This window comes from Arthrobacter sp. K410C (assembly GCF_059090105.1).
The window spans coordinates 1-22768 of sequence record NZ_JBNHFJ010000009.1 but is presented as its reverse complement, the minus strand read 5'-3'; the positions used below and the strand labels follow the sequence as shown (position 1 = coordinate 22768).

20 protein-coding genes and 1 pseudogene are annotated in these 22768 nt (G+C 65.8%); 12 read left to right on the top strand and 9 right to left on the bottom strand.

Going from position 1 to position 22768, the window contains the following annotated elements:
* The 6 genes from arfA to AC5RU7_RS13630 form a co-directional block, all read right to left on the bottom strand.
* A complete protein-coding gene (gene arfA / locus AC5RU7_RS13655) occupies positions 1–1506 on the bottom strand; it encodes an arabinosylfuranosidase ArfA (protein WP_494052785.1) in 1506 nt (501 codons plus the stop codon).
* A 121-nt stretch (positions 1507–1627) separates the two neighbouring features.
* Complete coding sequence (locus tag AC5RU7_RS13650; protein WP_494052681.1) at positions 1628–2269, bottom strand: YesL family protein; 642 nt, start codon at positions 2267–2269, stop codon at positions 1628–1630.
* The gene (locus AC5RU7_RS13645) at positions 2262–3620 is read right to left on the bottom strand and encodes an arabinan endo-1,5-alpha-L-arabinosidase (protein ID WP_494052680.1); all 1359 of its coding nucleotides are present in this window, start codon (positions 3618–3620) and stop codon (positions 2262–2264) included. The genes AC5RU7_RS13650 and AC5RU7_RS13645 overlap by 8 nt, the downstream gene beginning before the upstream one ends.
* Before the next feature lie 3 nt (positions 3621–3623).
* Positions 3624–4577, bottom strand: coding sequence for a carbohydrate ABC transporter permease (locus tag AC5RU7_RS13640; RefSeq protein ID WP_494011345.1), 954 nt, complete (start codon positions 4575–4577; stop codon positions 3624–3626).
* A gap of 11 nt (positions 4578–4588) precedes the next feature.
* On the bottom strand, positions 4589–5497 hold the full coding sequence (locus AC5RU7_RS13635; RefSeq protein WP_494011346.1) for a carbohydrate ABC transporter permease: 909 nt from the start codon (positions 5495–5497) through the stop codon (positions 4589–4591).
* A 17-nt stretch (positions 5498–5514) separates the two neighbouring features.
* The gene (locus AC5RU7_RS13630; RefSeq protein WP_494052679.1) at positions 5515–6846 is read right to left on the bottom strand and encodes an ABC transporter substrate-binding protein; all 1332 of its coding nucleotides are present in this window, start codon (positions 6844–6846) and stop codon (positions 5515–5517) included.
* Positions 6847–7144: 298 nt separating this feature from the next.
* Between AC5RU7_RS13630 and AC5RU7_RS13625 the strand changes: the two genes are divergently transcribed.
* On the top strand, positions 7145–8602 hold the full coding sequence (locus AC5RU7_RS13625) for an arabinan endo-1,5-alpha-L-arabinosidase (RefSeq protein ID WP_494052678.1): 1458 nt from the start codon (positions 7145–7147) through the stop codon (positions 8600–8602).
* 54 nt (positions 8603–8656) lie between these two features.
* On the opposite strand, the gene AC5RU7_RS13620 is transcribed toward AC5RU7_RS13625, so the two are convergent.
* Both AC5RU7_RS13620 and AC5RU7_RS13615 read right to left on the bottom strand, forming a co-directional pair.
* Positions 8657–8794, bottom strand: a complete 138-nt coding sequence (locus tag AC5RU7_RS13620) for a methionine/alanine import family NSS transporter small subunit (protein ID WP_494052677.1) — start codon at positions 8792–8794, stop codon at positions 8657–8659.
* Positions 8791–10365 (bottom strand): sodium-dependent transporter, encoded by a 1575-nt coding sequence (locus AC5RU7_RS13615; RefSeq protein ID WP_494052676.1) that lies wholly within the window; start codon positions 10363–10365, stop codon positions 8791–8793. Before AC5RU7_RS13615 ends, AC5RU7_RS13620 begins: the two co-directional genes overlap by 4 nt.
* A gap of 111 nt (positions 10366–10476) precedes the next feature.
* On the opposite strand from AC5RU7_RS13615, the gene AC5RU7_RS13610 reads away from it, so the two are divergent.
* The 10 genes from AC5RU7_RS13610 (at position 10477) to AC5RU7_RS13565 (ending at position 21321) form a co-directional block, all read left to right on the top strand.
* On the top strand, positions 10477–11211 hold the full coding sequence (locus tag AC5RU7_RS13610) for an alpha/beta fold hydrolase (protein ID WP_494052675.1): 735 nt from the start codon (positions 10477–10479) through the stop codon (positions 11209–11211).
* Positions 11212–11219: 8 nt separating this feature from the next.
* A complete protein-coding gene (locus AC5RU7_RS13605; protein WP_494052674.1) occupies positions 11220–11843 on the top strand; it encodes a TetR/AcrR family transcriptional regulator in 624 nt (207 codons plus the stop codon).
* A gap of 105 nt (positions 11844–11948) precedes the next feature.
* The gene (locus AC5RU7_RS13600; protein ID WP_494052673.1) at positions 11949–13175 is read left to right on the top strand and encodes an MFS transporter; all 1227 of its coding nucleotides are present in this window, start codon (positions 11949–11951) and stop codon (positions 13173–13175) included.
* The gene (locus AC5RU7_RS13595; RefSeq protein ID WP_494052672.1) at positions 13175–14881 is read left to right on the top strand and encodes an amidohydrolase; all 1707 of its coding nucleotides are present in this window, start codon (positions 13175–13177) and stop codon (positions 14879–14881) included. The genes AC5RU7_RS13600 and AC5RU7_RS13595 overlap by 1 nt, the downstream gene beginning before the upstream one ends.
* Before the next feature lie 45 nt (positions 14882–14926).
* Complete coding sequence (locus tag AC5RU7_RS13590) at positions 14927–16009, top strand: agmatine deiminase family protein (protein ID WP_494052671.1); 1083 nt, start codon at positions 14927–14929, stop codon at positions 16007–16009.
* Positions 16006–17766 (top strand): amidase, encoded by a 1761-nt coding sequence (locus AC5RU7_RS13585; protein ID WP_494052670.1) that lies wholly within the window; start codon positions 16006–16008, stop codon positions 17764–17766. Before AC5RU7_RS13590 ends, AC5RU7_RS13585 begins: the two co-directional genes overlap by 4 nt.
* Before the next feature lie 461 nt (positions 17767–18227).
* Entirely contained in the window at positions 18228–19484 is a 1257-nt protein-coding gene (locus AC5RU7_RS13580; RefSeq protein WP_494011357.1) for a D-arabinono-1,4-lactone oxidase, read from the top strand.
* 47 nt (positions 19485–19531) lie between these two features.
* Positions 19532–19867: a hypothetical protein gene (locus AC5RU7_RS13575; RefSeq protein WP_494011358.1), complete on the top strand. Its 336-nt coding sequence runs from the start codon at positions 19532–19534 to the stop codon at positions 19865–19867.
* Positions 19868–19972: 105 nt separating this feature from the next.
* A complete protein-coding gene (locus AC5RU7_RS13570) occupies positions 19973–20188 on the top strand; it encodes a hypothetical protein (RefSeq protein WP_494011359.1) in 216 nt (71 codons plus the stop codon).
* On the top strand, positions 20185–21321 hold the full coding sequence (locus AC5RU7_RS13565) for a baeRF2 domain-containing protein (protein ID WP_494011360.1): 1137 nt from the start codon (positions 20185–20187) through the stop codon (positions 21319–21321). Before AC5RU7_RS13570 ends, AC5RU7_RS13565 begins: the two co-directional genes overlap by 4 nt.
* A 52-nt stretch (positions 21322–21373) precedes the next feature.
* Here the strand turns inward: AC5RU7_RS13565 and AC5RU7_RS13560 are convergent, their stop codons facing one another.
* Positions 21374–21958 (bottom strand): MarR family winged helix-turn-helix transcriptional regulator, encoded by a 585-nt coding sequence (locus AC5RU7_RS13560; RefSeq protein WP_494011361.1) that lies wholly within the window; start codon positions 21956–21958, stop codon positions 21374–21376.
* 260 nt (positions 21959–22218) lie between these two features.
* Here AC5RU7_RS13560 and AC5RU7_RS13555 point away from each other — a divergent pair.
* A pseudogene (locus AC5RU7_RS13555) lies at positions 22219–22768 on the top strand (hypothetical protein); the annotation flags it as partial.

Genomic DNA, 22768 nt, shown 5'->3' with positions numbered 1-22768 from the left:
TCAGCCAAGCGCGACGGCGGACCAGGACACGGGAGGAAGCGTCACCGTGAGCGTTCCCTCGTCCAGGACAACGCCGTCGAGCTGCTTCAGGCCAACGCGGTCCTGGTCCTGGAGGGTGTTCTTGGCGTAGACGTCCTCATCGTGCAGGGTGACTGCCTCAGTGACCACCGTGGCGTTGAGTTCGGCGACGTTGATGGTCACGTCGATGGACTCGGTCTGGCTGCGGTTGACCAGGAAGAGGGCAGACTCTCCGGTGGCGGCGTCGTTGGTTGCCACGGAGTCCACCAGCGGGGCCTCGCCGTACACCGCCGTCGTGTAGGTTCCGGCCTCAATGCGGGGACGGAGCACCTCGCCCTTGGCAAGCCGGGACGTGACGGAGAACGGGAAGAACGTGGTCTGGCGCCAGGTGTCACCGCCGGGCTCGGTCATGATGGGCGCGATCACGTTGACCAGCTGGGCGAGGGAGGCTGCGGCAACCCTGTCGTGGTTTTTCAGGAGCGTCATCAGCAGGTTGCCGAACACCACGGCGTCGGCAACGGAGTAGGTATCCTCCAGCTGGCGCGGCGCGTGCGTCCATTCTTCATTGACCTCGTCAGAAGCCTGGTGCTCGTCCAGGTACCAGATGTTCCATTCGTCAAAGGACAGCTGGATGGTCTTCTTGCTCTTGAGCTTGTGCTTGACGTGGTCGGCCGTGGCCACCACTGTCTCAATGAAATACTGCATGTCCAGCGAGGACGCCAGGTAGGAGCCCAGGTCGCCGTTGCGCTCCTGGTAGTAGGCATGGCAGGAGATGTAGTCCACGTAGTTGTAGCTGTGCTCCAGAACCACGCGCTCCCACTCGCCGAACGTGGGCATGGAGGACCCGGAGGAGCCGCAGACCACCAGCTCCAGGTTCTTGTCCGCCGTCTTCATGGCCGACGCGGTACGGGCGGCCAGCTTCCCGTAGTCCTCGGCGGACATGTGCCCGATCTGCCAGGGCCCGTCCATCTCGTTGCCCAGGCACCACATGCGGATGTTGTAGGGGTCCTTGGCGCCGTTGGCGATGCGCTGCTCGCTGAGTGCCGTGCCGGACGGGTGGTTGGTGTACTCCAGCAGGTCCAGGGCGGCCTCGATGCCCCGGGTGCCCAGGTTGACGGCCATCATGAGTTCCGAGCCGGTGAGCTGGCACCAGCGGGCAAACTCGTCCAGGCCCACCTGGTTGGATTCAAGTGAGTGCCAGGCAAGGTCCCGCCGGACGGGGCGCTGGTCACGGGGGCCCACGCCATCCTCCCAGCGGTAGCCCGAGACGAAGTTGCCGCCGGGGTAGCGGATGGTGCTGGAGCCGAGTTCCTTCACCAGTTCAATGACGTCCAGGCGGAAGCCGTCCTCATTGGCCGTGGGGTGTCCGGGCTCGTAGATTCCGTCGTAGACGCAGCGGCCAAGGTGCTCCACGAAGGAGCCGAAGATCCGGCGGTTGACGGGGGCCACCACGGCGTCCCGGTTCACGGTGATGACAGTTGGTGCCACGACAGCCAGGTCGGTCTGTTCAGCAGCGGCGGAGGTGATGGTCACGGGGGTTCCTATTCTTTATAACGTTGTATAACTAGCGAAGGACAAGATGGAAAGAATGCTTGGGGAGCAGGCTGGCTTATGGGCTTGCGGGTTCCAGTCCGCCGAGCCTGCGGCCCACAAGCCATCCGGACAGGAGCAGGGGAAGCGACGCGCCGACCAGGGGCACCAGCACCGTCATTCCGGAAAAGATGACGCTGGCCGCTGCCAGGGTGGCCAGCAGGGAAAGGCTCATGACGGGCGAGATGACCGGCAGCATGAACGCCGCCCGCCATGTCTTGCTGACGGTGTCCCGGTAACGGGTGCAGATGGACACCGCGGTGGCGGCTGCAGCAACGGTCACGGCGGCAGCCACGGCGGACAGTACCAGCAGGACTGCCCGCACCACGTGGGGCATCGTGGTCCCTGCCGGACCCAGCAGGGTCCAGAAGTTGAGGACCAGTACGACGCCGGTGATCCAGAAGGCGCCTCCCACCAGGTTGGCGTGCCGGAACTGGTACCGGTAGGCGGTGACGAAGTCGCGTGCCAGGTGGCCCCCGGCAGAATCGTCCCGCAGCCTGGCCAGGACCGTGCTGGCGGCCACGGCTGCAGGGAACAAGCCCAGGACCAGGAGTCCGGCCAGGGTCCCGGCCACGAAGAGCACGTTGACCAGGACCAGAGCCGTGCAGAAGCGGAGCCAGCCCATCACGCGGCCGGCCCACCCCAGCGGCAGCTCATTCATGCGTTGACTCCCGGGTTCCGCTCCAAACCACCCCGTCTTGGTCCAGGCCGCTGAAGGACAGGGCCGGGCGGTTGCGGGACCAGTCCCATGAAGCGAAAACCACGGCATCAAGTTCAACGGCACCATCGGACCCGCCAGGAGCAGCAACGCGAAGCCTCATCCGTGCGGGGGCACCATCGGAAACTGCGCCGGCGGCGTCAATGCACTCGACGCCCAGGGCCACCGCCGGGACGAGGTCTGATGTCTCCGGGGCGAAGCGGAGGACCTGCCAGGTTCCCTGCACCGGAACGGACGCGGACAGCGCCTCACGCTCTCCCCCTGCGAAGGGCTGGGGCGAGACGACAGGCCAGCCGGATGCGGTGAAAAAGATCCGGCGCAGCTGGACCACATGCTGGCTGGGATCAGCCGCGAAGCGGACGTGGTGGACCGCGAAATGCTCGGCCCGCCCGTCCGGCCCCTCCTGGGTCAGGACTGAGTTGTGGCCCGGCGCGAGCCAGCCCGTGCCGCCGTCGAACTGGTAGCTGCCCAGGACCTTGGTGCCCACTGACGCAGGCGCGGAATCCAGGTCGGTCATCGGGTTGCCCAGGAAGTCGCAGTAGGGGCCGGTGATGGAGTCCGCCAGGGCCACCCGGATGTTGTAGGTGCTGAACAGCGAGTCGTAGGAGCAAAAGAGGACGTACGCATCTTCCTCCGGGCGGTACAGGACAAAGGCCCCCTCCACGGCACCCTCCACCGACTTGGGGCGGCGGGCGATGACCGTTCCGAGGTCCCCCTCCACCAGGGCCAGGCCCGTTTCGGCGTCCAGCGGCAGGGTATAGATGCCCGAGAAGAAGGACCCGTACGTGAGCCATGGCTTTGCGTCGGCATCGAAGGTGACCGCCGCATCTATGGCGTTCTGGGAATGTTCGCCGGAGCGGGTGGCCGCCACAAGACCGCGGTCCTCCCAGGGGCCGGCCGGTGACGAAGCAACAGCAAGGCCTATGGCGGAGGTGTTGGAACCAAAGGTCGACGCCGAGTAGTACATGTGCCATCCGCCGCCGGGCCAGCGGACCACATCAGGCGCCCACAGCCCCTGCGCGCCGGACCAGGCTGCGGCGGGTTGCGGGACACCGCCTAAGGCAGTACCAGCGTAGGTCCACTCCACCAGGTCGGTGGAGGTCCTGATATGTACCCCTGGGGGAATGTCTTGCGAATTGGCAACGGCGTCGGTGGAGAACATGAAGTAGGTGCCGTCGTCGTCCTGCACCACCGTAGGGTCGTGCGCGTGGCGGGAGCCCCATGACGCAGCCGGTGAGGCGGCACCCGCGGGAAGCGGAAGCAGTTCCCGGGAGACATCAGTGTCGGTAGCCACGGCTCAGCCCTTGGATCCGGAAAGCGCAATGGACTCGATGATCTGGCGCTGGAAGACCACAAAGACGATCAGCACCGGAAGGAGCGCCACGAAGGACGCCGCCATAATCAACGGGTAGTCCGTCTGGATGGCGTACTGGGCATTGAAATTCGCGATCACCAGCTGCAGCGTCTGGGTGCCGGGCGAATTCAGGTAGATGATGGGCGCCAGATAGTCGTTCCACATGGCCATGAACCAGAGGATGAACTGCGCGGCCAGGGCCGGCCGGATGGCCGGCATGATGAGGGTCCAGAAGATCTGCAGGTAGGAGGCCCCGTCAATGCGGGCCGCCTCCACGATGGAATCGGGGATGCTGTTCAGGAATTGGCGCAGGAAGAAAATCATGATGATGTTCCCGAAGAGTCCCGGCACGATCAGCGGCAGGAGTGTGTCTACCCAGCCGATGCTGGCGAAGATGGTGAACTGCGGAATCATCAGGGTGGGGAACGGGATCATGAGGCCGGACAGGAGCCCCAGGAACAGGACGTTCTTGAAGGGCATCCGCATCTTCGCAAAGGCAAAGGCTGCGAGCGCGGACGTCAATGAACCCACGATGGTCACCGAGCAGGCCACAATCAGGCTGTTCTGGATGCCGCTGAGGAGCGGGCCGGCAGTCCAGATGCGGGCGTAGTTTTCCCAGACGAAGGGGTCCGGAATCCATTGCGGCGGAAGCGCAAACACCCCGTCCTTCGTCTTGAGGGAGGTGGAGAAGGTCCACGCCAGCGGGGCAATCATGACGATCGCGCCCACGCTCAGGATCAGTGTGGTGATGACGTTGCCGAGGCGGAGCGTTTCCCTTGTGGAGCGCGGCCGGCCGCTTTTGGTGCGGGACGCGGTAGAGCCCGCGCCCCCGCCGGCGCCCGGAAGTTCCTGCGTGGGTTCCAGCGGAGGGGTGGTGATGACGTTCTGTGCGGACATGGCTGCCTGCCTCAATCGATGGAGAACTGGTTGCGGCGGTTGAGCCGGAACTGGATGAAGGTGATGGCGAAAACCAGCAGCCCCAGGACCACGGACATGGCGGAGGCGTACCCCATCTGGAGGTTGTCGAAGGCCTTCTGCCAGATGTACCAAACAATGGAAGCGGACTGGAACTCGGGGCCGCCCGTGGGAGTCATGATGTTGATTTCCACGAAGATCTGGGAGCCGCCGATGATGCTGGTGACGATCAGGAAGAACGTGACCGGCCGGACCATGGGGATGGTGATGTGGCGGAACTGCTGCCAGGCCGATGCGCCGTCCAGGGCCGCTGCCTCGTAGAGGTACCGGGGCACTGACTGGAGGGCGGCAAGGTAGAGCAGCATGGAATATCCCAGGCCCTTCCAGATGGCCATGATGATGAGGGCCGGCTTTACGGTGTTTGTGTCCTGGAGCCAGTTGGGGCCGTCAATCCCCACCAGTGCCAGGCCCTGGTTGATCAGACCGAAGTCGCCGTTGAAGGCCCACTGCCAAAGAATCGCGACGGCGGCGATCGAGGAGATCACCGGGAGGTAGTAGACGGTGCGGAAGAAGGTGGTTCCGCGCATCTTCCGGTTCATCGCCAGCGCCAGGCCCAGCGAGATGGCCAGCCCGATGGGAATCCCGATCATCATGTAGAAGGTGTTCCACAGCGACTGGAGGAAGTAGCGGTCACCGAACATCTTGGTGTAGTTGTCCAGACCCTTGAAGACCGGTGCCGAGATGCCGTTCCAGTTGGTGAAGGAGGCATACACCGAGAAAAGAAGTGGGAAGAGCGTAAAGAGGAGGAAACCGATCACCGGTATGGCAACAAAAGCGAGGGCCGCCTGGTGTTCCTTCCGGTGGAGCCGCGAGCGGCGCGGCCGCGTGATGGTTGTTGTCATACCGGTGATCCCTCCCGCTAGTTTCCGGCCTGCTGGTTGGCGGCGTCCAGGAATTCCTGCATCCTGGGCTGCGCTTCCTTCAGGTAGTCGGCGGCAGTCTGCTTGCCGTCCAGGACGGGCTGGATGTTGGTGAACAGTTCGTCGTACCACTCGGCGTTGAAAGTATTGCCGCCGGGCAGGGCGCGGCCGTAGTCCTTCACGATCTGCAGGAACTCTTCTTTGTTGGCCGGCTTGGTGCTGGTGTCCGCAGCCCAGGCCTCGGCCATGTCCTTGAGGTTGGGGATCTGGATGCCGGCATCCACCAGGCTCTGCTGGGCCTCTTTGTTGGCTGTCAGGTACTCCACGAGCTTGACTGCGTCCTCCGGGTGCTTGGTGCTTTCGGAGACGGCGATGCCCAGGGTGCCGATCCAGCTGGCGGTTTCCCCGCTGTCCCCGGCCGGGTACGGAATGACGTCCCATTCGAAGCCCAGCTTCTGGTAAGTGGACAGGTCCCAGGGGGCGATGGGGAAGAACCCGATTTCACCCTTCATCCAGCGCTGGTAGGTATCCAAGGTCTGCGCCTCAGCCACGGACGGCGTAACGGCGTGGACGTTCTGCAGGTCCGCGAACCACTGCAGGGATTCGGCAAACTCGGGCGTATCCACCGTCACCTTTGTCCGGTCTTCGTTGAGCCAGTCGCCGCCGTTGGACCAGACGAAGGGCTGCAGGTTCCACTGGACGTTCAGGCCGGTGCCCCACTGGTCAAGGGTGCCGTCGCCGTTGGTGTCCTGGGTGAGCTTTTTGGCGGCGGCCACGAACTCGTCGAACGTGTATGGCTTGTCTTTGTCCGGCAGCGGGATTCCTGCCTTTTCCAGCATGGTCTTGTTGTAGCCGAAGGAGAACGGGCCCACATCCTTGGGCAGGGCGTAGATGGCACCCTCGCCGACGCGCTTGCCGTCATACCGGTAGCTGTCCACGCCGTATTCCCAGATGTTGTCCAGGTCGATGGTGTCCGAACCCTCAACGTACTCAGTGATGTCTTTGACGATGCCGTTCTGCACATAGGCCTGGACGTCGCCGGGGCCGATGTAGAAGACATCCGGAACCTGTTTGCCGGCAATAGCTGCCTTCAGCTTGGTGGCGTACTGGTCTGCGGTGGTGACAATGATTTCCACGTCCACCCCGTTGTCCGCTTCAAACTGGGAGACCGCCTTCTCGTAGGCCTTTTTCTCGTCCTCACCTCCCCGGAACATGAACGTGAGTTTCTTTTCGCCGCTGTCCTCGGCGGAGGGGGCGGAACAACCGCCAAGCATCAGGCCGGCGGCGGTAAAGAGCGCCAGGGTCGCGGCCATGGGACGTGACTTCATCATCACGCAGTCCTTCCGGGTTGGGTGGAGCACACAAGTGTATTGGTGGGGTGGTACGGAAAGCCCCACTGTCCGCGGTGGCGGACCGGCATCCGGGGCGATTTATTGCAACGTTGTAAGAACCTTCACACAGCGTTTCCTGCGCCGTCAAGAGGAGGCGGGGGATTTGTTTTCGGGCCAGCCTCCGCCGTCGTTGACCGGGAACGTGATCCATGCCATATTTTTCTTACAACGTTGCAAGAAACCCCGGCGCCGCGCATCCCTGCTGCCGACCAGCCCTCTCTCCCGGAAGGACCACGTGATGAAGTCACGTCCCTGGGTGCTGCGCGCCGCAGGATTGGCAGCCGCTGCAACCCTTGCCCTGGCAGCAGCCCTCCCCACGGCGGCCGCCCCCGGCCCCGCCCTTACCCCGGCTGCCCAAAGCCAGGTCAGCCAGTCCGAAAAGCCCCCGGGCCAGCAGAAGCTCCCTTTCGATCCCCCCGGCGGGAAAACGGTGGTGGGACAGACCTCGCCCATTCATGATCCGGCGCTGATTATTGCCGACGACGGCACCTGGTATGTCTATTCCACCGGCCTGGTGAACCGGGAGAACGGCGGCACCATTCAGATGTGGAGTTCCCGCGACCACGGGACAACCTGGGAGTACACCGGAACGGTTTGGGACCGCATCCCGGCGTGGATCGACGAGCACTTCTCCGACGGCGAACTGCCCGGCAACCTCTGGGCACCGGAAATCACCGAACACAACGGCACCTACTACCTTTACTACTCGGCGTCACGATTCGGCGGCAACAAGTCACTGACGGCCGTTGCCACCAACACCACCCTTGACCCAAGCGATCCCGACTATGAATGGATTGACCAGGGATTGGTGGTCTCCTCACCTGCCACCGACCTCGACCCGAGCAATCCCGCCAAGACCTTCAACGCCATCGACGCCGGCATCATCGAGGACGCCGACGGAACCCCTTACATGGCCATCGGTTCGTTCTGGTACGGCATCTTCCTGGTCCCCATTGAGTGGCCGAGCGGAAAGCCGGTTGCCGGATGGGAGTCCAAGACTGTGAATATTGCGGACCGGTTCATGCCCGGGAACCCCATCGAGGCGCCGTACATCACCCAGCACGGGGACCACTACTACCTCTTTGTCTCGTTTGACGCCTGCTGCCGCGGCGCTGATTCGACGTACAAGGTGGCCGTGGGCCGTTCCACCTCTGTCAAGGGGCCGTACCTGGACAAACAAGGGCGCGACATGTTCGGCGGTGGCGGATCCGTGGTGCTTGATTCGCACGGCGCGATCACCGGCCCTGGTGGTCAATCCGTCTTTGGCGACTACCTGGCCTTCCACTACTACGACGGTTCCAACGGGGACCTTCCGTACTTCCCCACCCTCGGCATCCAGAAAATTGACTGGGCCGACGGCTGGCCGGTGTTCAACCAGAGCGTAGAAACGCCGTCGGTCCTGAAGCAGCCAAAGGCCACCGCAGCAGGCAGTGCCGCCACTATCACAGCCACCGCGGGCGGCACGCCGGGTCCGGTAGCAGTATGGGAATTGTCGAACGACGGCGGCGCAAGCTGGCAGCCAGCGGACCACCAGCCCGTGACGAAGCGCACGGACGAAGGCACCTACCGCTCAGCGCTCGAAGTTTCCTTTAACGCAAATGACCATGCCGGCCTTCTGGTCCGGGCAGTGTTCCAGAACGCCCACGGCAAGGCTGCCACTGACGCCGTCGGCTTCCCCGTTCCTCCCGGCAGGTGAAGGCGGAGTGCAGCGCCATTCAACGGTGCTGCACTCCCCCGTAACCTTGTTCCATCAGAGCTCCGGGGCGTGCTCCTCAGGCAGCGCGCCCTCGTCCTCCGGATGCCGTTTCAGGTTCAGCAGGGCCAGGACCAGGCCGCCCCAGACGGTGAGGATGGCGATGATCATCATGGTGATGGCTATCGGCGTCACAGTGCCTTCTCCTTTTCCTCTTCGGCCACCACGGCGTCGTATTCGGGGTCGTGGTGGGCCTTGGACCGGTGGCTCCAGGGGATGAATGTCAGCGCCAGCGCCAGCACCACCAGGGCCCCGGCCATTCCCCAGCCAAAGATGCCCACAAACCATTCCGGGTAACCCTCATAGGTGGCGGTGATCTTGCTGATGAACTCGTTCGACACCATGTAGATCAGCGCCAATGGAACGACGCCGGCCACCAGGATCATCCACGTGCGCCGCATCTTGACGGTGGAGATCCTGTTCAGGTGGGCGGACAGCAGAGGCAGTTTGCGCAGGAACCACGCGAGCACCACGACGGTGACCAGGGCCCCGAGCGTGATGCCGAAGCTGTTGACGAATGCATCAGAGGTGTCCAGCAGGTAGAGGCCGGTGGCCGTGGGGAAAAGTCCCAGCGAGACCGCCGCCACCAGACCGCTGACCACCAGCGACGCCTGGACCCGGCCCCAGCCGAGCTTGTCCTGGACCGCGGCCACAATGACTTCCAGAACTGAGATCAGGGACGTTATGCCCGCGAAAACCAGCGACCCGAAGAACAGAACGCCCATGAGAGCTCCGAACGGGGCCTGGGACACGATGGTGGGGAACGCGACAAACGCCAGCCCGATGCCCTGCGTCACCACTTCGTCCACCGCAGTACCCGCTGCTTGGGCCATGAAGCCCAGGGCGGCAAAGACACCGATTCCGGCCAGGATCTCGAAGCCCGAGTTGGAGAAGGCCACCACCATGCCGGAGCCCGTCAGGTCCGTCCGGCGCTTCAGGTAGGAGGCATAGGTGACCATGATGCCGTACCCCACGGAAAGGGAGAAGAAGATGTGCCCGTAGGCTGCCGCCCAGACGCCAGGATCCGCGAGCGCCGCCCAATTAGGGGTGAAGAAGGCGTTTAGGCCTTCAGCCGCTCCCGGAAGGAAGAGCGACTGGACCACCAGGAGGAGGAACATCACCATCAGCAGCGGCAGCAGGACGGCGTTGGCGCGGGAGATGCCCTTCCGTATCCCGGCCACCATGATGAAGATGACGGCGGCCCAGATCAAAAGCAGCGGGAAGAACACGGACGGCACGTACTCGAAGCCCAGGCCGGGAGCCTCGGCGATGCTGAGGAAGTTCCCGAAAAAGAAGCCCTCGGCGTCGTCACCCCACGCCTCTGTGAAGGAAAAAACCGTGTACATCAGTGACCAGGCGATGATCACTGCGTAGTAGGCAGCAATCACGAAGCAGACCAGCACCTGCCACCAGCCGAGCGGCTCTGCGACACGGTGCAGCCGCCGGTAGGCCAACGGCGCCGAGCCGCGGAACTTATGGCCCACGGCATAGTCGAGGAACAGCAGCGGGATGCCGGCCGTGAGCAAGGCCACCAGGTACGGGATGAGGAACGCACCGCCGCCGTTGTCGTAGGCGATGTAGGGAAAGCGCCAGATGTTGCCCAGCCCCACCGCCGAGCCGATGGCGGAGAGGATGAAGAGCCGGCGGGACGAGAATGTTTCGCGCTTGGCCGGACTGGCGGGCTGCGCTGGGGAGGAAGCAGTCATGTCCGGACTTTACTGCTGCCCTTCCGCCTGCAAAAGCCCCCTCTGCTGTTTGCGCACCCGGGGAGGCCTGGCCGGGGCCTTTTTGTCGCCCCCGGAGAGTAGGGTTCCGTCATGGACATCATCCTGGTTCCCGGTTTCTGGTTGGACGCTTCCTCCTGGGAGGAGGTGACGCCGGCGCTCGAGGCTGCGGGACACCGCACTCATCCCCTCACCCTCCCCGGCCTGGAGTCTGTGGATGCCAACCGTGCCGGGATTGGCCTGCGCCAGCACATCGACGCCGTGGTGTCGGAAGTGGACGCCACCGAGGGAAAGGTGGTGCTGGTGGGCCACTCCGGCGGCGGGGCCATCATCCACGGGGTGGTTGATGCCCGCCCGGACAGGATTGCGCGGGCCGTCTACGTGGACAGCGGCCCCCTTGGTGAGGGCGGCGTGATCAACGATGAACTGCCGGCAGACGGCGAGGACGTTCTGCTTCCGCCCTGGGAAGGATTCGAAGACGCGGACCTGGTGGACCTCGACGACGGCCTTCGCCGGAAGTTCCGCGCACGGGCCATTCCGCAGCCCAGGGGCGTGGCTTACGATCCGCAGCACCTGCACGACGAGCGGCGCTACGACGTCCCCGCCACAGTCATCGCCTGCGAATTTCCCTCTGCCACGCTGCGCGAGTGGATCGAGGCAGGCCATCCATTCGTGGCAGAGCTTGCCCGGATCCGGGACGTGGAATACGTGGACCTGCCCACAGGCCACTGGCCGCAGTTCACCAGGCCGGCGGAACTGGCCGGGGCCATCCTTGCCTCCCTGGGACCGGAGCGGCCAGCTACATTGAACGGACCGCCCTGTGCTTAGGAGTTCCCATGCCGCGCCCGCGATCACCACTGTTGTCCGTGGATGCCATCATCCGCGCCGCCCTGTCCCTGGTTGATGCCACCGGAGATTTCAGTTTTCCGAAAGTGGCCAGGGAACTTGGCGTCAGCCAGGCCTCCCTCTACAACCACATCGACAACCGCGAGCACATTATTGAGCTGATGCGCGGGCTCGTCTTCTCGGAGTTCGCCGGGCGGAGGCACTTTGATCCTGCAAGCCTGCCCTGGGACGAGGCACTCCGGACGCTGGCCCACGAATACCGTGACTGCCTGGTGGACCACCCGCGCCTGGTGCCGCTCCTGGTAACCCAGACCGTCCAGGACCTGGGCGTGATGCGGATCTACGAGGATATGGCGATCGTCCTGGGCAGGGCAGGCCTTGACCCTTCGGTCATCGTCCCGGCCATCACCACCGTGGACTACCTGGTCCTTGGCTCGGCACTGGAACTGACTGCCCCCGACGTCGTCTGGTCTCCCCCGCCCGGGGAATTTCCTGCGTTGACGGCAGCCATCGCCGGACTGGGTTCCCCTGCGGAGCGCTCCGACGCCGCCTTCGCTTTCGGATTGGAGACCATCGTGGCCGGGATAAGACAGGTCACAAAGATAAGTTTCTGAAAGGCTTTCACTAAAACACTTGTGCTGGGCGGGGTGCATCTTCATAATAAATGAAGGCCATTCATTTTGTGACGGCATTCACTCCACCCCAGCAAGGAGAAGTCCATGTCCCAGGACGACCCCACCACAGGGCGCTTACCCCTGACGCCGCGCCGGGCAATTTCCGTCTTCGGCATCAGCGTTGTCGGCTTCATGACCGCCAACCTGGTTCCCGTCATGATCGTCGCCCTGACCGGCGACCTCGGCTTTTCGGACACCGAAGCCGGCACCCTGATGACGGGCTCGCTGCTCGCCTGTGCCGTGGCATGCCTGCTGACGTCCAGGCTGGCAGCGGGAAACGGAAGATACCTGGTGGCACGCGCCGGCCTGGGGCTTGCTGCGGCAGGCTTCGCAGCCGCGGCCTTCATCCCGTCCGTTCCCGTCGTCGTCGCCGGTATTTTGCTCGGCGGGCTCGGCGCGGGCGGGGCCGTCTCGGCAGGCGGCGCCGCACTGGGCGCCCTTCGCAACCCGGACCGCGCCTCGGGCCTCAGCGGCTTCGCCAACCGCGTGATCGTTTCCGTGATTCTTTTCGTCATCCCGGCCGTGGGCGCCGGCATGGGCAGCGCGTTCGGCCTGCTCGCGGGCCTTGCCCTGGCCGCCCTGTTCACCACGGCCTGGCTGCCGGGCAACCCTGCCGGTAGCACAGACGGACCACGGGAAGCCGCCGCGCCGGGCAAGGGCTCCCGATCCACAACCCTCGCCGGAGTCGGCCTGCTGGCCTGTTTCGCCCTGTGGGCCCTCAGTGAGGACTCCCTCTGGGCTGTGGCCGCCACCATGGGAGCCGACCAGGCGCAGCTCGACGAAACCGGCATGGGCCTGGTCCTCAGCCTCTCCACCCTCGGAGGGCTCCTCGCCTCGGGCCTGATCGGGCTCGCCGGGCGCCGGCTCGGCAGGACAGCGCCGCTGGCCGTGGCGCTGGTAGCGGGGGCAGCATTGAAGATGCTGTCCGGAACCGTCACCGATCCGAGCCTGTACATGGCCGTGATCATCGCCTGGAACACCATCTACATGCTGGCCTTCATCTACATTGTGGCCACCGCGGCCGCTTTGGACGCATCCGGGCGCTGGTCCGCCCCGGTGCTCGGCGTCTACCTGATCGGCTCCTCGTTCGCCCCGTTTTTCGGAACGTTCGTCTCGGCTTCGGCAGGGTATGACGTCCTCGGCTACGTCTTGGCGGGCATGACCCTGGTCCTGGCGGTTCCGCTGGTCCTGATCTCCCGCCTGTCCGTCCGGATGGACCGGGAGGCGGCCGGCAACCCTTCGACCAACATCAACAAGGCGGTCATCGTCTAATGTCCCTCCCCGACCTGAAGGAAAGCAGTCCCTTGCCTGCACGCACGCTCTATACCAACGCCGCCGTGTTCACGGCCGATGGCACTCCCGCGGAAGCCTTCGTGGTGGAAGGATCACAGTTCATCCACGTGGGAGACGAAGCCGGTGCCCGCAGCGCGGCAGGGAAAGGCGCTGTGGAAGTGGACCTTGAAGACCGCTTTGTCCTGCCCGGCTTCGTCGACGCGCACACCCACCTGCTGATGACGGGCCAGGCCCTGCAGAAGGTCCAGCTGCGGGACGCCGCCAGCCTCGCCGACCTGCAGCAGCGCCTCCGGGATTCTGCCGCGGCCAGCAATGCACCGCGGATCCTCGGCGCGGGCTGGCTCCACAGCGCCCTCGACGGGCAGGCCCCTACCCGCCAGCTGCTGGACGCAGCGGTCCCGGACCGCCCCGTTTACCTGGACGCCAATGACCTGCACTCCGTCTGGGTCAACAGCGCTGCCCTGGCTGAACTGGGCATCGACAAAGACACCCCGGACCCCATCGGCGGACGCATCGGCCGGGACCCTGAGACGGGTGAGGCTGATGGGGTGCTGTATGAAACGGCAGTACAGCAAATGATCTGGCCCGCCCTTGCGGCGCATGCCACGGACCAGGACCGCGACGCCCAGCTGGAGGAGGCCTTCGCCAACTACCTGGCCGTTGGCGTGACCAGTGCCGTGGACATGGCCGTGCAGGACGACGACCTTGCCGCTTTCCGCCGCGCCATGCAACGCCGGAACGGCACCCTGCCCATCCGGGTCAAGGGACACCTCCTGGTGGCCCGCCACGAAGCAGAGTCCGACAACCTGGCACAGGTGGCCAAGGCCGCATGGCTGGCGGCCGAACTGCACGATGACTGGCTGCAGATCTGCGGCATCAAAGTGATGGTGGACGGGGTCATCGACAGCTGCACCGCCGCCATGAAGGAGCCGTACGCCGACGGCAGCAGCGCCGAGCCCGTCTGGGACCGCGCATCGCTGACCCCGGTCGTGGTTGCGGCGGACGCCGCAGGGCTGCAGATCGCCCTGCATGCAATCGGCGACGAAGCGTCGGACATCGCCCTGGATGCGTTGGAGGAGGCGTACCGCCGCAACGGGCCGCGGGACCGCCGGCACCGCATCGAACACCTGGAAACAGTCACGGAGGCGAACGTAAAGCGGCTGGCCGCCCTCGGCGTCGTGGCTTCCATGCAGCCCGTCCACGCCGACCCTGCCATCCAGGACAACTGGCGCAGCATGCTGGGCGACCACCGCTGCGAGCGGGCCTTCCCCTGGACCGAGTTCACGGAAGCCGGCGCCACGCTTGCACTGAGCACCGACGCGCCGACGGCACCGCACCAGCCGCTGCCCAACATGTACGTTGCCGCCACCCGCCGCTCCGCCCTTGACCCCGCGCTGGAAGCAAACCTGCCCCACTACGCCCTGGAACTTGCTGATGCGTTCTGCCATGCCACCCGGGACGCCGCCTACTCCTGCCGCGCCGAGGACCGCCAGGGCAGGATCGCGGCCGGCTACCTGGCGGACTTCACCGTCCTGGACACCAACCCGCTCCAGGCAGACGCCGCCGAACTGCTCACCAACTCCACCCGGCTCACCGTAATAGGCGGCAAGGTGGCATACGACGCCGGAGCCTCCCCGGCCGACCGTCCCGCCGTAACCAGTGCCCGCGTGGGCCAGCCCGCCTAAGACGTTTTCCCTCCACCAGCCAGACCGAAAGACCCAGGAATACCGATGAAACCCGCTCCCGCCCCCACCGCAGCCGCCGCGAAACCCGCACCGGCAACCTCCATGCCCGCTGAATGGGACGCCCACCAGGGCACTTGGATGGCCTTCCCGCCGCCGAACGACACTTTCGGTGAAGTAGGAAGTGCAACGCTGGACCGCGCCCGCGCCGCCTGGACGAAGGTGGCCCAGACCATCGCCCGCTACGAACCCGTCACTGTGGTGGCCGATCCCCGCGATGCCACCGCAGCCCGGGAATGGCTCGGCGACGGCATCGCGGTGCTCGAAGTTCCCCTCGATGACGCCTGGCTCCGGGACAGCGGGCCCACCTTCGTGCACCAGCAGGACGGCTCGCTGGCTGCCGTGGACTGGATCTTCAACGGGTGGGGCGCGCAGGAGTGGGCCGCGTGGGACAAGGACCAGGACGTTGCCCGCATCATCGCGGCTGAAAGTTCCGTTCCCGTCAGGTCAAGCTCCCTTGTAAACGAGGGCGGCGGATTCCATGTGGACGGTGACGGAACGGTGCTGCTGACCGAGACTGTCCAGCTGGATCCCGGCCGTAACCCGGGAGCCACCAGGGAATCGGTGGAGGCCGAGGTCCACGCCGCGCTGGGCACTACCAAGGCAATCTGGCTGCCCCGCGGACTCACCCGCGACTACGACGAGTTCGGCACCCGCGGACACGTCGACATTGTGGCCTCCTTCGCTGGCCCGGGCACCATCCTGCTGCACCGCCAGGATGACCCCGCCCACCCGGACCACGCTGTCTACCTGCAGCTGAAGGCAGCCCTCACGGGCCACCTGGACGCACAGGGCCGGCCCCTGCGGATCATCGACGTCCCCGCCCCCACCACGCTGAAGGACGACGAAGGCTTCGTGGACTGGTCCTACATCAACCACTACGTGGCAAACAACGTGGTGGTACTGTGCGCCTTCAACGACCCCAATGACGCCATCGCCGCCGGCATCCTGGAGCGGGCCTACCCCGGCCGCACCGTGGAACTGGTGGACGCACGCGACATCTTCGCCTTCGGCGGCGGCATCCACTGCATCACGCAGCAGCAGCCGGCCGTGCGGGGAGGTGCGGCATGAGGCTCGCCGAGACAGCCGGCACGCCGGGCACCAAGGGCCGCTTCGACGTCGTCGAAGCCTCCATCAGGGATCTCCGTGCGGCGCTGGAGGCGGGAGAGGTCACCAGCGAGGAGCTCCTGCGGCTGTATTTGGCGCGGATCGAGAAGTATGACTCCTCCGGTATACATCTGAATGCACTGGTGGTGATGAACCCGGACGCCCTCGCCGACGCTAGGGCATCAGACGAACGCCGCGCCCGTAATGCCACCCTCGGACCCCTGGATGGCATCCCCTACACGGCAAAGGACAGCTACCAGGCGCGCGGCCTCACTGTTGCCGCCGGGTCTCCCGCCTTCAAGGACCTGGTGGCCCAGAAGGACGCTTTCACCATCGAGCGGCTCCGCGCCGGGGGTGCCGTCCTGATCGGCCTGACCAACATGCCGCCCATGGCGAACGGAGGTATGCAGCGCGGCGTATACGGGCGCGCCGAAAGCCCCTACAACGCGGAGTACCTCACCGCCGCCTTTGCCTCCGGGTCCTCCAACGGTTCCGGCACGGCCACGGCCGCCAGCTTCGCCGCCTTCGGGCTTGCGGAGGAAACCTGGTCGTCAGGCCGGGCGCCGGCGTCGAACAACGCCCTCTGCGCTTACACCCCCTCCCGGGGCGTGATCTCCGTCCGGGGCAACTGGCCGCTGGTCCCCACTATGGACGTAGTGGTGCCGCACACGCGGACCATGGACGACCTCCTCGAGGTCCTGGACGCCGTGGTGGCTGACGACGCGGAAACCCGGGGCGACTTCTGGCGGGTCCAGCAGTGGGTGCCGATTCCCAAGGCCTCCGAGATCCGCCCGGCCTCCTACCTGGACCTCGCAATCCGGGACAGTGCCGCCGCCAGGGGTGTGCTTGCCGGCAAGCGGCTGGGCATCCCCCGGATGTACATCAACGCGGACCCGGAGGCCGGAACAGCTCTGGCTGGCGGGATCGGCGGCCCCACCGGGCAGCGCATCGAAACGCGGCAGTCCTTCATCGAGCTGTGGAATGCCGCGCGGCGGGATCTCGAAGCCGCCGGCGCCCACGTCGTCGAAGTCGACTTCCCGGTGGTGTCCAACTATGAGGGCGACCGTCCCGGCGCGCCCACCATCGCCACCCGCGGCCTGGTACCGCCGGAGTACCTGCGCCGCGAGATCGTGGACCTCTCCGCCTGGTCATGGAACGACTTCCTGGACGCCAATGGGGACCCGCACCTCAACCGGCTGGCCGACGTCGACGGTGCCGCCATCTTCCCCGCTCCGGACGGTTCCTTACCGGACCGGTACGACGGGTTCGACGACGACATCAGCGACTACCCCGCCTGGATCCGTAAGCACGGGGTTCCCTCCCTCGTGGACATTCCGCACCTCAAGGAGGGGTTGAAGGGGCTGGAGGAAACGCGGCGGGTGGACCTGGAGGAGTGGATGGACGGGCTTGGCCTGAACGCCGTCGTCTTCCCTGCAGCCGCGGATGTCGGCCCGGCGGATGCCGACGTCAACGAAGCCTCGGCTGACCTAGCCTGGCGCAACGGCGTCTGGGTGGCCAACGGGAACCTGGTTGCCCGGCACCTTGGCATTCCCACGGTCACAGTGCCCATGGGGCTGGCCCCGGACATTGCAATGCCGGTTGGTCTCACCTTCGCCGGCAAGGCGTACAGCGATTCGGCACTGCTGCACCTGGCCGCCGCCTTCGAGGCCACCGGAAGCCGCCGCGTCCCACCGCCGCGCACCCCTGCCACTGACGCCTGAGGCGCCGGAAGCGGAGGGGAACCTGCCGGACCTGCTGGACCTCGACGTCGACGCCCTCCACTCCCGGGCCGGTGATGGGCTGCGTGAGGGTGAGCGCGGAGGTCCGGGCCGGCTATTCCGCCGCCCGGGATGGCGGCGGAGATGCCGGCAACTGCATGCCGGTGCGGACGTGGCGGGTGCCGGGCTGCGCAACCGCCAGCTGTGCGGGGCGGACCAGCGCGGCGCCTGCCTTATCGGCGCCGACCTCACCCGGGGCACTGTTCCTCACGCAGGCTCAAGTCGGCGTGGCCCGGGGAACCTCGGCGACGCGGCTGCCGCGGGCGTTGGCCCATCCGGACCATTGGAGCACCGGGAGGGGTCCTAGTTCCCGGCGAGGCAGACGGACTGCTGCTCGCCTTGACACCATGATTGTTAGCGCTGACAGTGGAGGGAGCCATCCCCGCCGACCGAAAGCCGACTTTATGAAGAACTGGGCAGGAAACCTCGACTACTCATCCCGCGAGGTGCAGCGGCCCGGGTCCGTGGCCGAACTGGCCGAGGTTGTTGCCGGCTCGCCCCGGGTGAAGGCACTGGGGTCCCGGCACTCCTTCAACCGGGTGGGCGACACGGACGGCGTGCACGTTATGCTGGACGCCCTGCCCCGGCAGATCGAGCCAGATTCGGCGAAAGGCACAGTCCGCGTCAGCGGCGGCATCAGCTATGGCGAGCTGTGCCGCACGCTGGAAGGGCAGGGCCTGGCCATCCATAATCTTGCTTCCTTGCCCCACATATCTGTGGCAGGGGCAGTGCAGACGGGCACGCACGGGTCCGGGGTTGGCAACCAGTCCTTGGCGGGCGCCGTCCAGGCCATCGAGCTGGTCCGGCCCGGCGGTGACGTGGCCACCCTGTCCCGCGCGGACGGCGACGAGTTCCTGGCCGCCGTAGTGGGACTGGGGGCATTCGGCGTCGTCACCGGCCTGGAGCTGTCCGTCCAGCCCAGCTTCCGGATGCGCCAGCGGGTATTCCAGGACCTGCCGTGGGACCGGGCGCTGGAAAACTTCGCCGCCCTGGTGTCCAGCGCCTACAGCGTAAGCCTCTTCACGAACTACGCCGACGATGCCATCAGCCAGGTCTGGCTCAAGGCACTCGATGACGAACCGCCCCTGGCCGACCTCTTCGGCGCGACGGCAGCCACCCGGCCCCGGCACCCGCTGCCGGACATGTCCGCAGAGAACTGCACACAGCAGCTGGACGAGGCCGGTCCGTGGCTTGACCGGTTGCCGCACTTCCGCCACGAGTTCACGCCCAGCAAGGGCGAGGAACTGCAAAGCGAATTCATCCTTCCGCTGGAACACGCACCCGCCGCCATCGACGCGCTGCGGGGCCTGGCGGACAAGCTGGCACCCCTGCTGTTCGTGTCGGAAATCCGCACCGGTGCGGCCGACGATTTCTGGCTCAGCCCGTTCTACCGCCAACAGAGCGCCGCCTTGCATTTCACCTGGAAGCCCCTGCAGCCGGAGGTGGAGGCCCTCCTTCCCGAACTTGAGGACCGGCTCCGTCCCTTCGGGGCCCGGCCGCACTGGGGCAAGCTGTTCTCACCCGACGGCCACGACTGGGAGCAGCTGTACCCCCGGTTTGCCGGATTCCGCTCGCTGGCAGCAGCACATGACCCGGACGGCAAGTTCCGGAACGGGCTGCTGGACAGCGTGCTCGGTGTGCCGGCGGCCACTTCGCACTGACACGCCCCGGCCCGGGACGGTGGTGGAGCAGCGGCTAGGCTGGAAGAATGAAACGCCGCCTTGCCGCCCTGTCCGCCGTCCCCCTGATGCTGCTGCTTGCCGGCTGCGGTGCCGTGGAGGAGGCCGCCACCAATGCCGCCAGTGACGCCGCGTCCAAGGTTGCCACGGCGGCCGCGGACGAAGTGAAGCGGCAGATCTGTGCCGTGGTCCAGGACGGACTGGTAAGCGTGGAGGACAAGCAGGTTCTGGCCGGACTGGTCTCCGCAGCCCGTACGGCAGGTGTTCCCGCGGAAATTACGACGCCGCTGGGCGAGATTGCGCAGGCCGGCGACCAGGTGCCGGAAGAGTCAGTCCAGGCACTGAAGGACGCTTGCCCGGCTTAGGCGAATTGCCCGCTGAATCCCCCTTCAATCGGCCGCATGGCGGTGCTACCGTGAAATGACGAACTAGTAAGCCTGTGATACTAATCACGCGCGAAGGAGATCGTCATGGCCGAACGAGGCAACGCCAAACACGGCTCCAATCTGGATGACCAGATGCAACACGAGGCCCAAGGGGCCGTCCGGGGGAACCAGCCGGCCCACGCGGAAGAATTCCGCGAAACCGAGCCGTTTCCGGACAGCACGGATCCTTCCGAGGTCCAGGAGGCACTGAACCCCGTCGCAGCACCGGACCCCATCGATGATGAGGAGGGAGAACAGTGACGGGCAGCCTCAAGCGTTACGCTGACCTGTACCGGCTGCCCGGGCCATGGTGCACCGCCTACGTCAACGCGGGAACTGGCACGGTGGACACCCTGGAAGCCGGGGACGTCCTGCCCGGCAATCTGCGGACCCGGCTGCAGTCCGAAGGAGCCGCGGCGCAGGATCTGGACGCCATCGAACAGGCCGTGACGCCTGCGGCCGGCGTTCCGGCCCCGGTGGCACGGTTTGTCCTGGTCAACCAGGGCAAGGCGGCGGTTAACGAGGTCCTCCCCGGTGAGCTGGTCCTGCCGGAACGGATCTCCGTGGACCCGGTTCCCGATCTGCTGCCGCTGGTGAAACACCGGCCCGAAGAGTTCGCCTACGTGGTTGCGGAAGTAAGCCGCGAACACGGGGAGATCAGGTTGTACCACGCCGGTTCTGGCGCTCCTGCCAGCACCCAGGAAGTGCAGGGCGAGACAGAGCATGTGAGCAAGTTCCAGGGCGGGGGCTGGGCCCATCTCCGGTTCCAGCACCACACGGAGGACGTCTGGCGCCGCAACGCGGACGAGGTTGCCGGCGAGATCGACAGGATCGTCGGTGACAGCGGGGCCAGGCTGGTGGTCCTGGCAGGCGACATCCGGGCCCGCGGACTGGTACAGGACCAGCTCTCGAAATCCACGCAGGCCTTGGTTTCGATGGTCGACTCCCACACGCACACGGCAGGGGCCGATGAACAGCAACTCACCGATCAGGTGAACCAGCGCGTCGCGGAACTCTGGGCTGCCGAGCAGCAGGAGGTTATGGACCGGCTGGCCACGCAGGAAGGCCAGGCAAATCCGGAGTCGGCCACCGGCATCGGGGCTGTGGTCCATGCCCTGCAGCAGGCCCAGGTGGATGTCCTGATCCTGGATGACGCCGCATTGTCGGAGCGGACCCTGCTGGCACTTGATGCCGAACCCTGGGTGGCCACTGCCGAAGAGGAGTCCCTGGCTGCTGGAGTGCTGGGGAAGGTTCCCGCACCTGCGGCGCTGCTGAGGGCAGCCGCATTGACGGATGCGCGGGTCCTACTGGTCCCCGGCCCCGTCCTGCCGGACGGCGTGGACGTTGCCGCACTGCTTCGCTGGTCCACTGGACCGGCCGTACCCGCCGGGTAGCCGGGCTCAACCAGCATAGCGGGCAGCCTTACGAAGAGGACGGCAACCAGCGCTAGGCGTTGTCCTCCGGACTTTGCTGCTGGTGCGGCTCCATTGGCTGGCCCGCTTCCGACTGCAGCGGTTGGTCCGGACCCCGCCGGCCCCCGGGCCTGGACGTGTGGGGCCTGCGCGTCCGGTGGTCGGGTGCCACGAAGGGGACTACTTCCGGATGCCGGCTGGCAGGGAGGGCAGTAACGAATTTGGTCAACTCGTCCTGCAGCACTTTCCAGCCAATGCTGGGGTCATCCGGGTAGGCATTGATCTCGGCGTGCCGGGCAGCTTCCAAGGCCGCGAAGCCTGCTTCGGTAAGTTCAACTTTAAGCTGCCGGCGGTCCGTTGCCTGCCGGGTCCGCGTAATGTGGCCCATTGCCTCGAGGCGGGTAAGGATCCGGCCCAATGTCTGGCTCTGCACGCGGATGGCTTCAGCCAGCTGCTCCTGGTTCAACGGGCCTGCGGCCAGCCCTTCCAGGGCTATCACTGCAGCCCGCGTCAGGCCCAGATGGGCGAGCGCGTCATCCTGCCGCCGCTGGACCAGGCGTGCCGCCAATGTGATGAGGCGGTAGCTGTTCCGGGCGTCGGGATCAAGGTTGCTCGTCATCGGCCATGGCCTTCCTGTAGGCGGCAAGGGGCGGGTGGGCCTGCTTCTCTACGCTCCTACAATAAGCATGCTTAGCATCAAATTCGCAAGTAGGCTTACTATCCACCCCATACGCTGGTCGCGGAAAATGCAAAGCAGCAGCCGGCGCCCCTTGCGCATCAAATGGGAAGTGTGCTTAGGATCTAGTTAGTAACCATGCTTACTAATCGCCAGCACTGCTGGTTCTTGATCGCCAGCCAACCCGTGAGGAAGAGAGCCCGATGACAGAGAACCAATGGCCCCAGACCCCGAACACCACGCCGGCCGATCCATACGCCACACCGGCCACAGGAGCTGACGCCAGCTTCACCACTACTGCCGCGGACGCCTCCGGCACCTCCAAGACCCAAGCGGCCAAGGAGGAGGCTTCACACGTTGCAGGCGACGCAGCAGCGGCAGCCCAGGGCGTGGCCCAGACGGCCAAGAGTGAGGCTGCCAATGTGGCTGCCGAGGCGAAGAACAGCGCGCAGGACCTGCTGCACCAGGCCAAGTCAGGCCTGAGCAGCCAGGCCGGCACGCAGCAGCAGAAGGCGGCCGAGGGGATCCGCACCATCTCCGGCCAGCTGCAGAGCATGGCTGACGCCCCGGACCAGCAGGGCATGGCCAGCGACCTCATCCGGCAGGCCGCTGAACGCACCTCCTCCATGGCCACCTGGCTCGAGAACAAGGAACCGGGGGACCTTCTGACCGAAGTCCAGCGCTTTGCCCGGAACCGCCCCGGAACCTTCCTGCTGCTGGCAGCCGGTGCCGGCGTCCTGGCCGGCCGCCTCA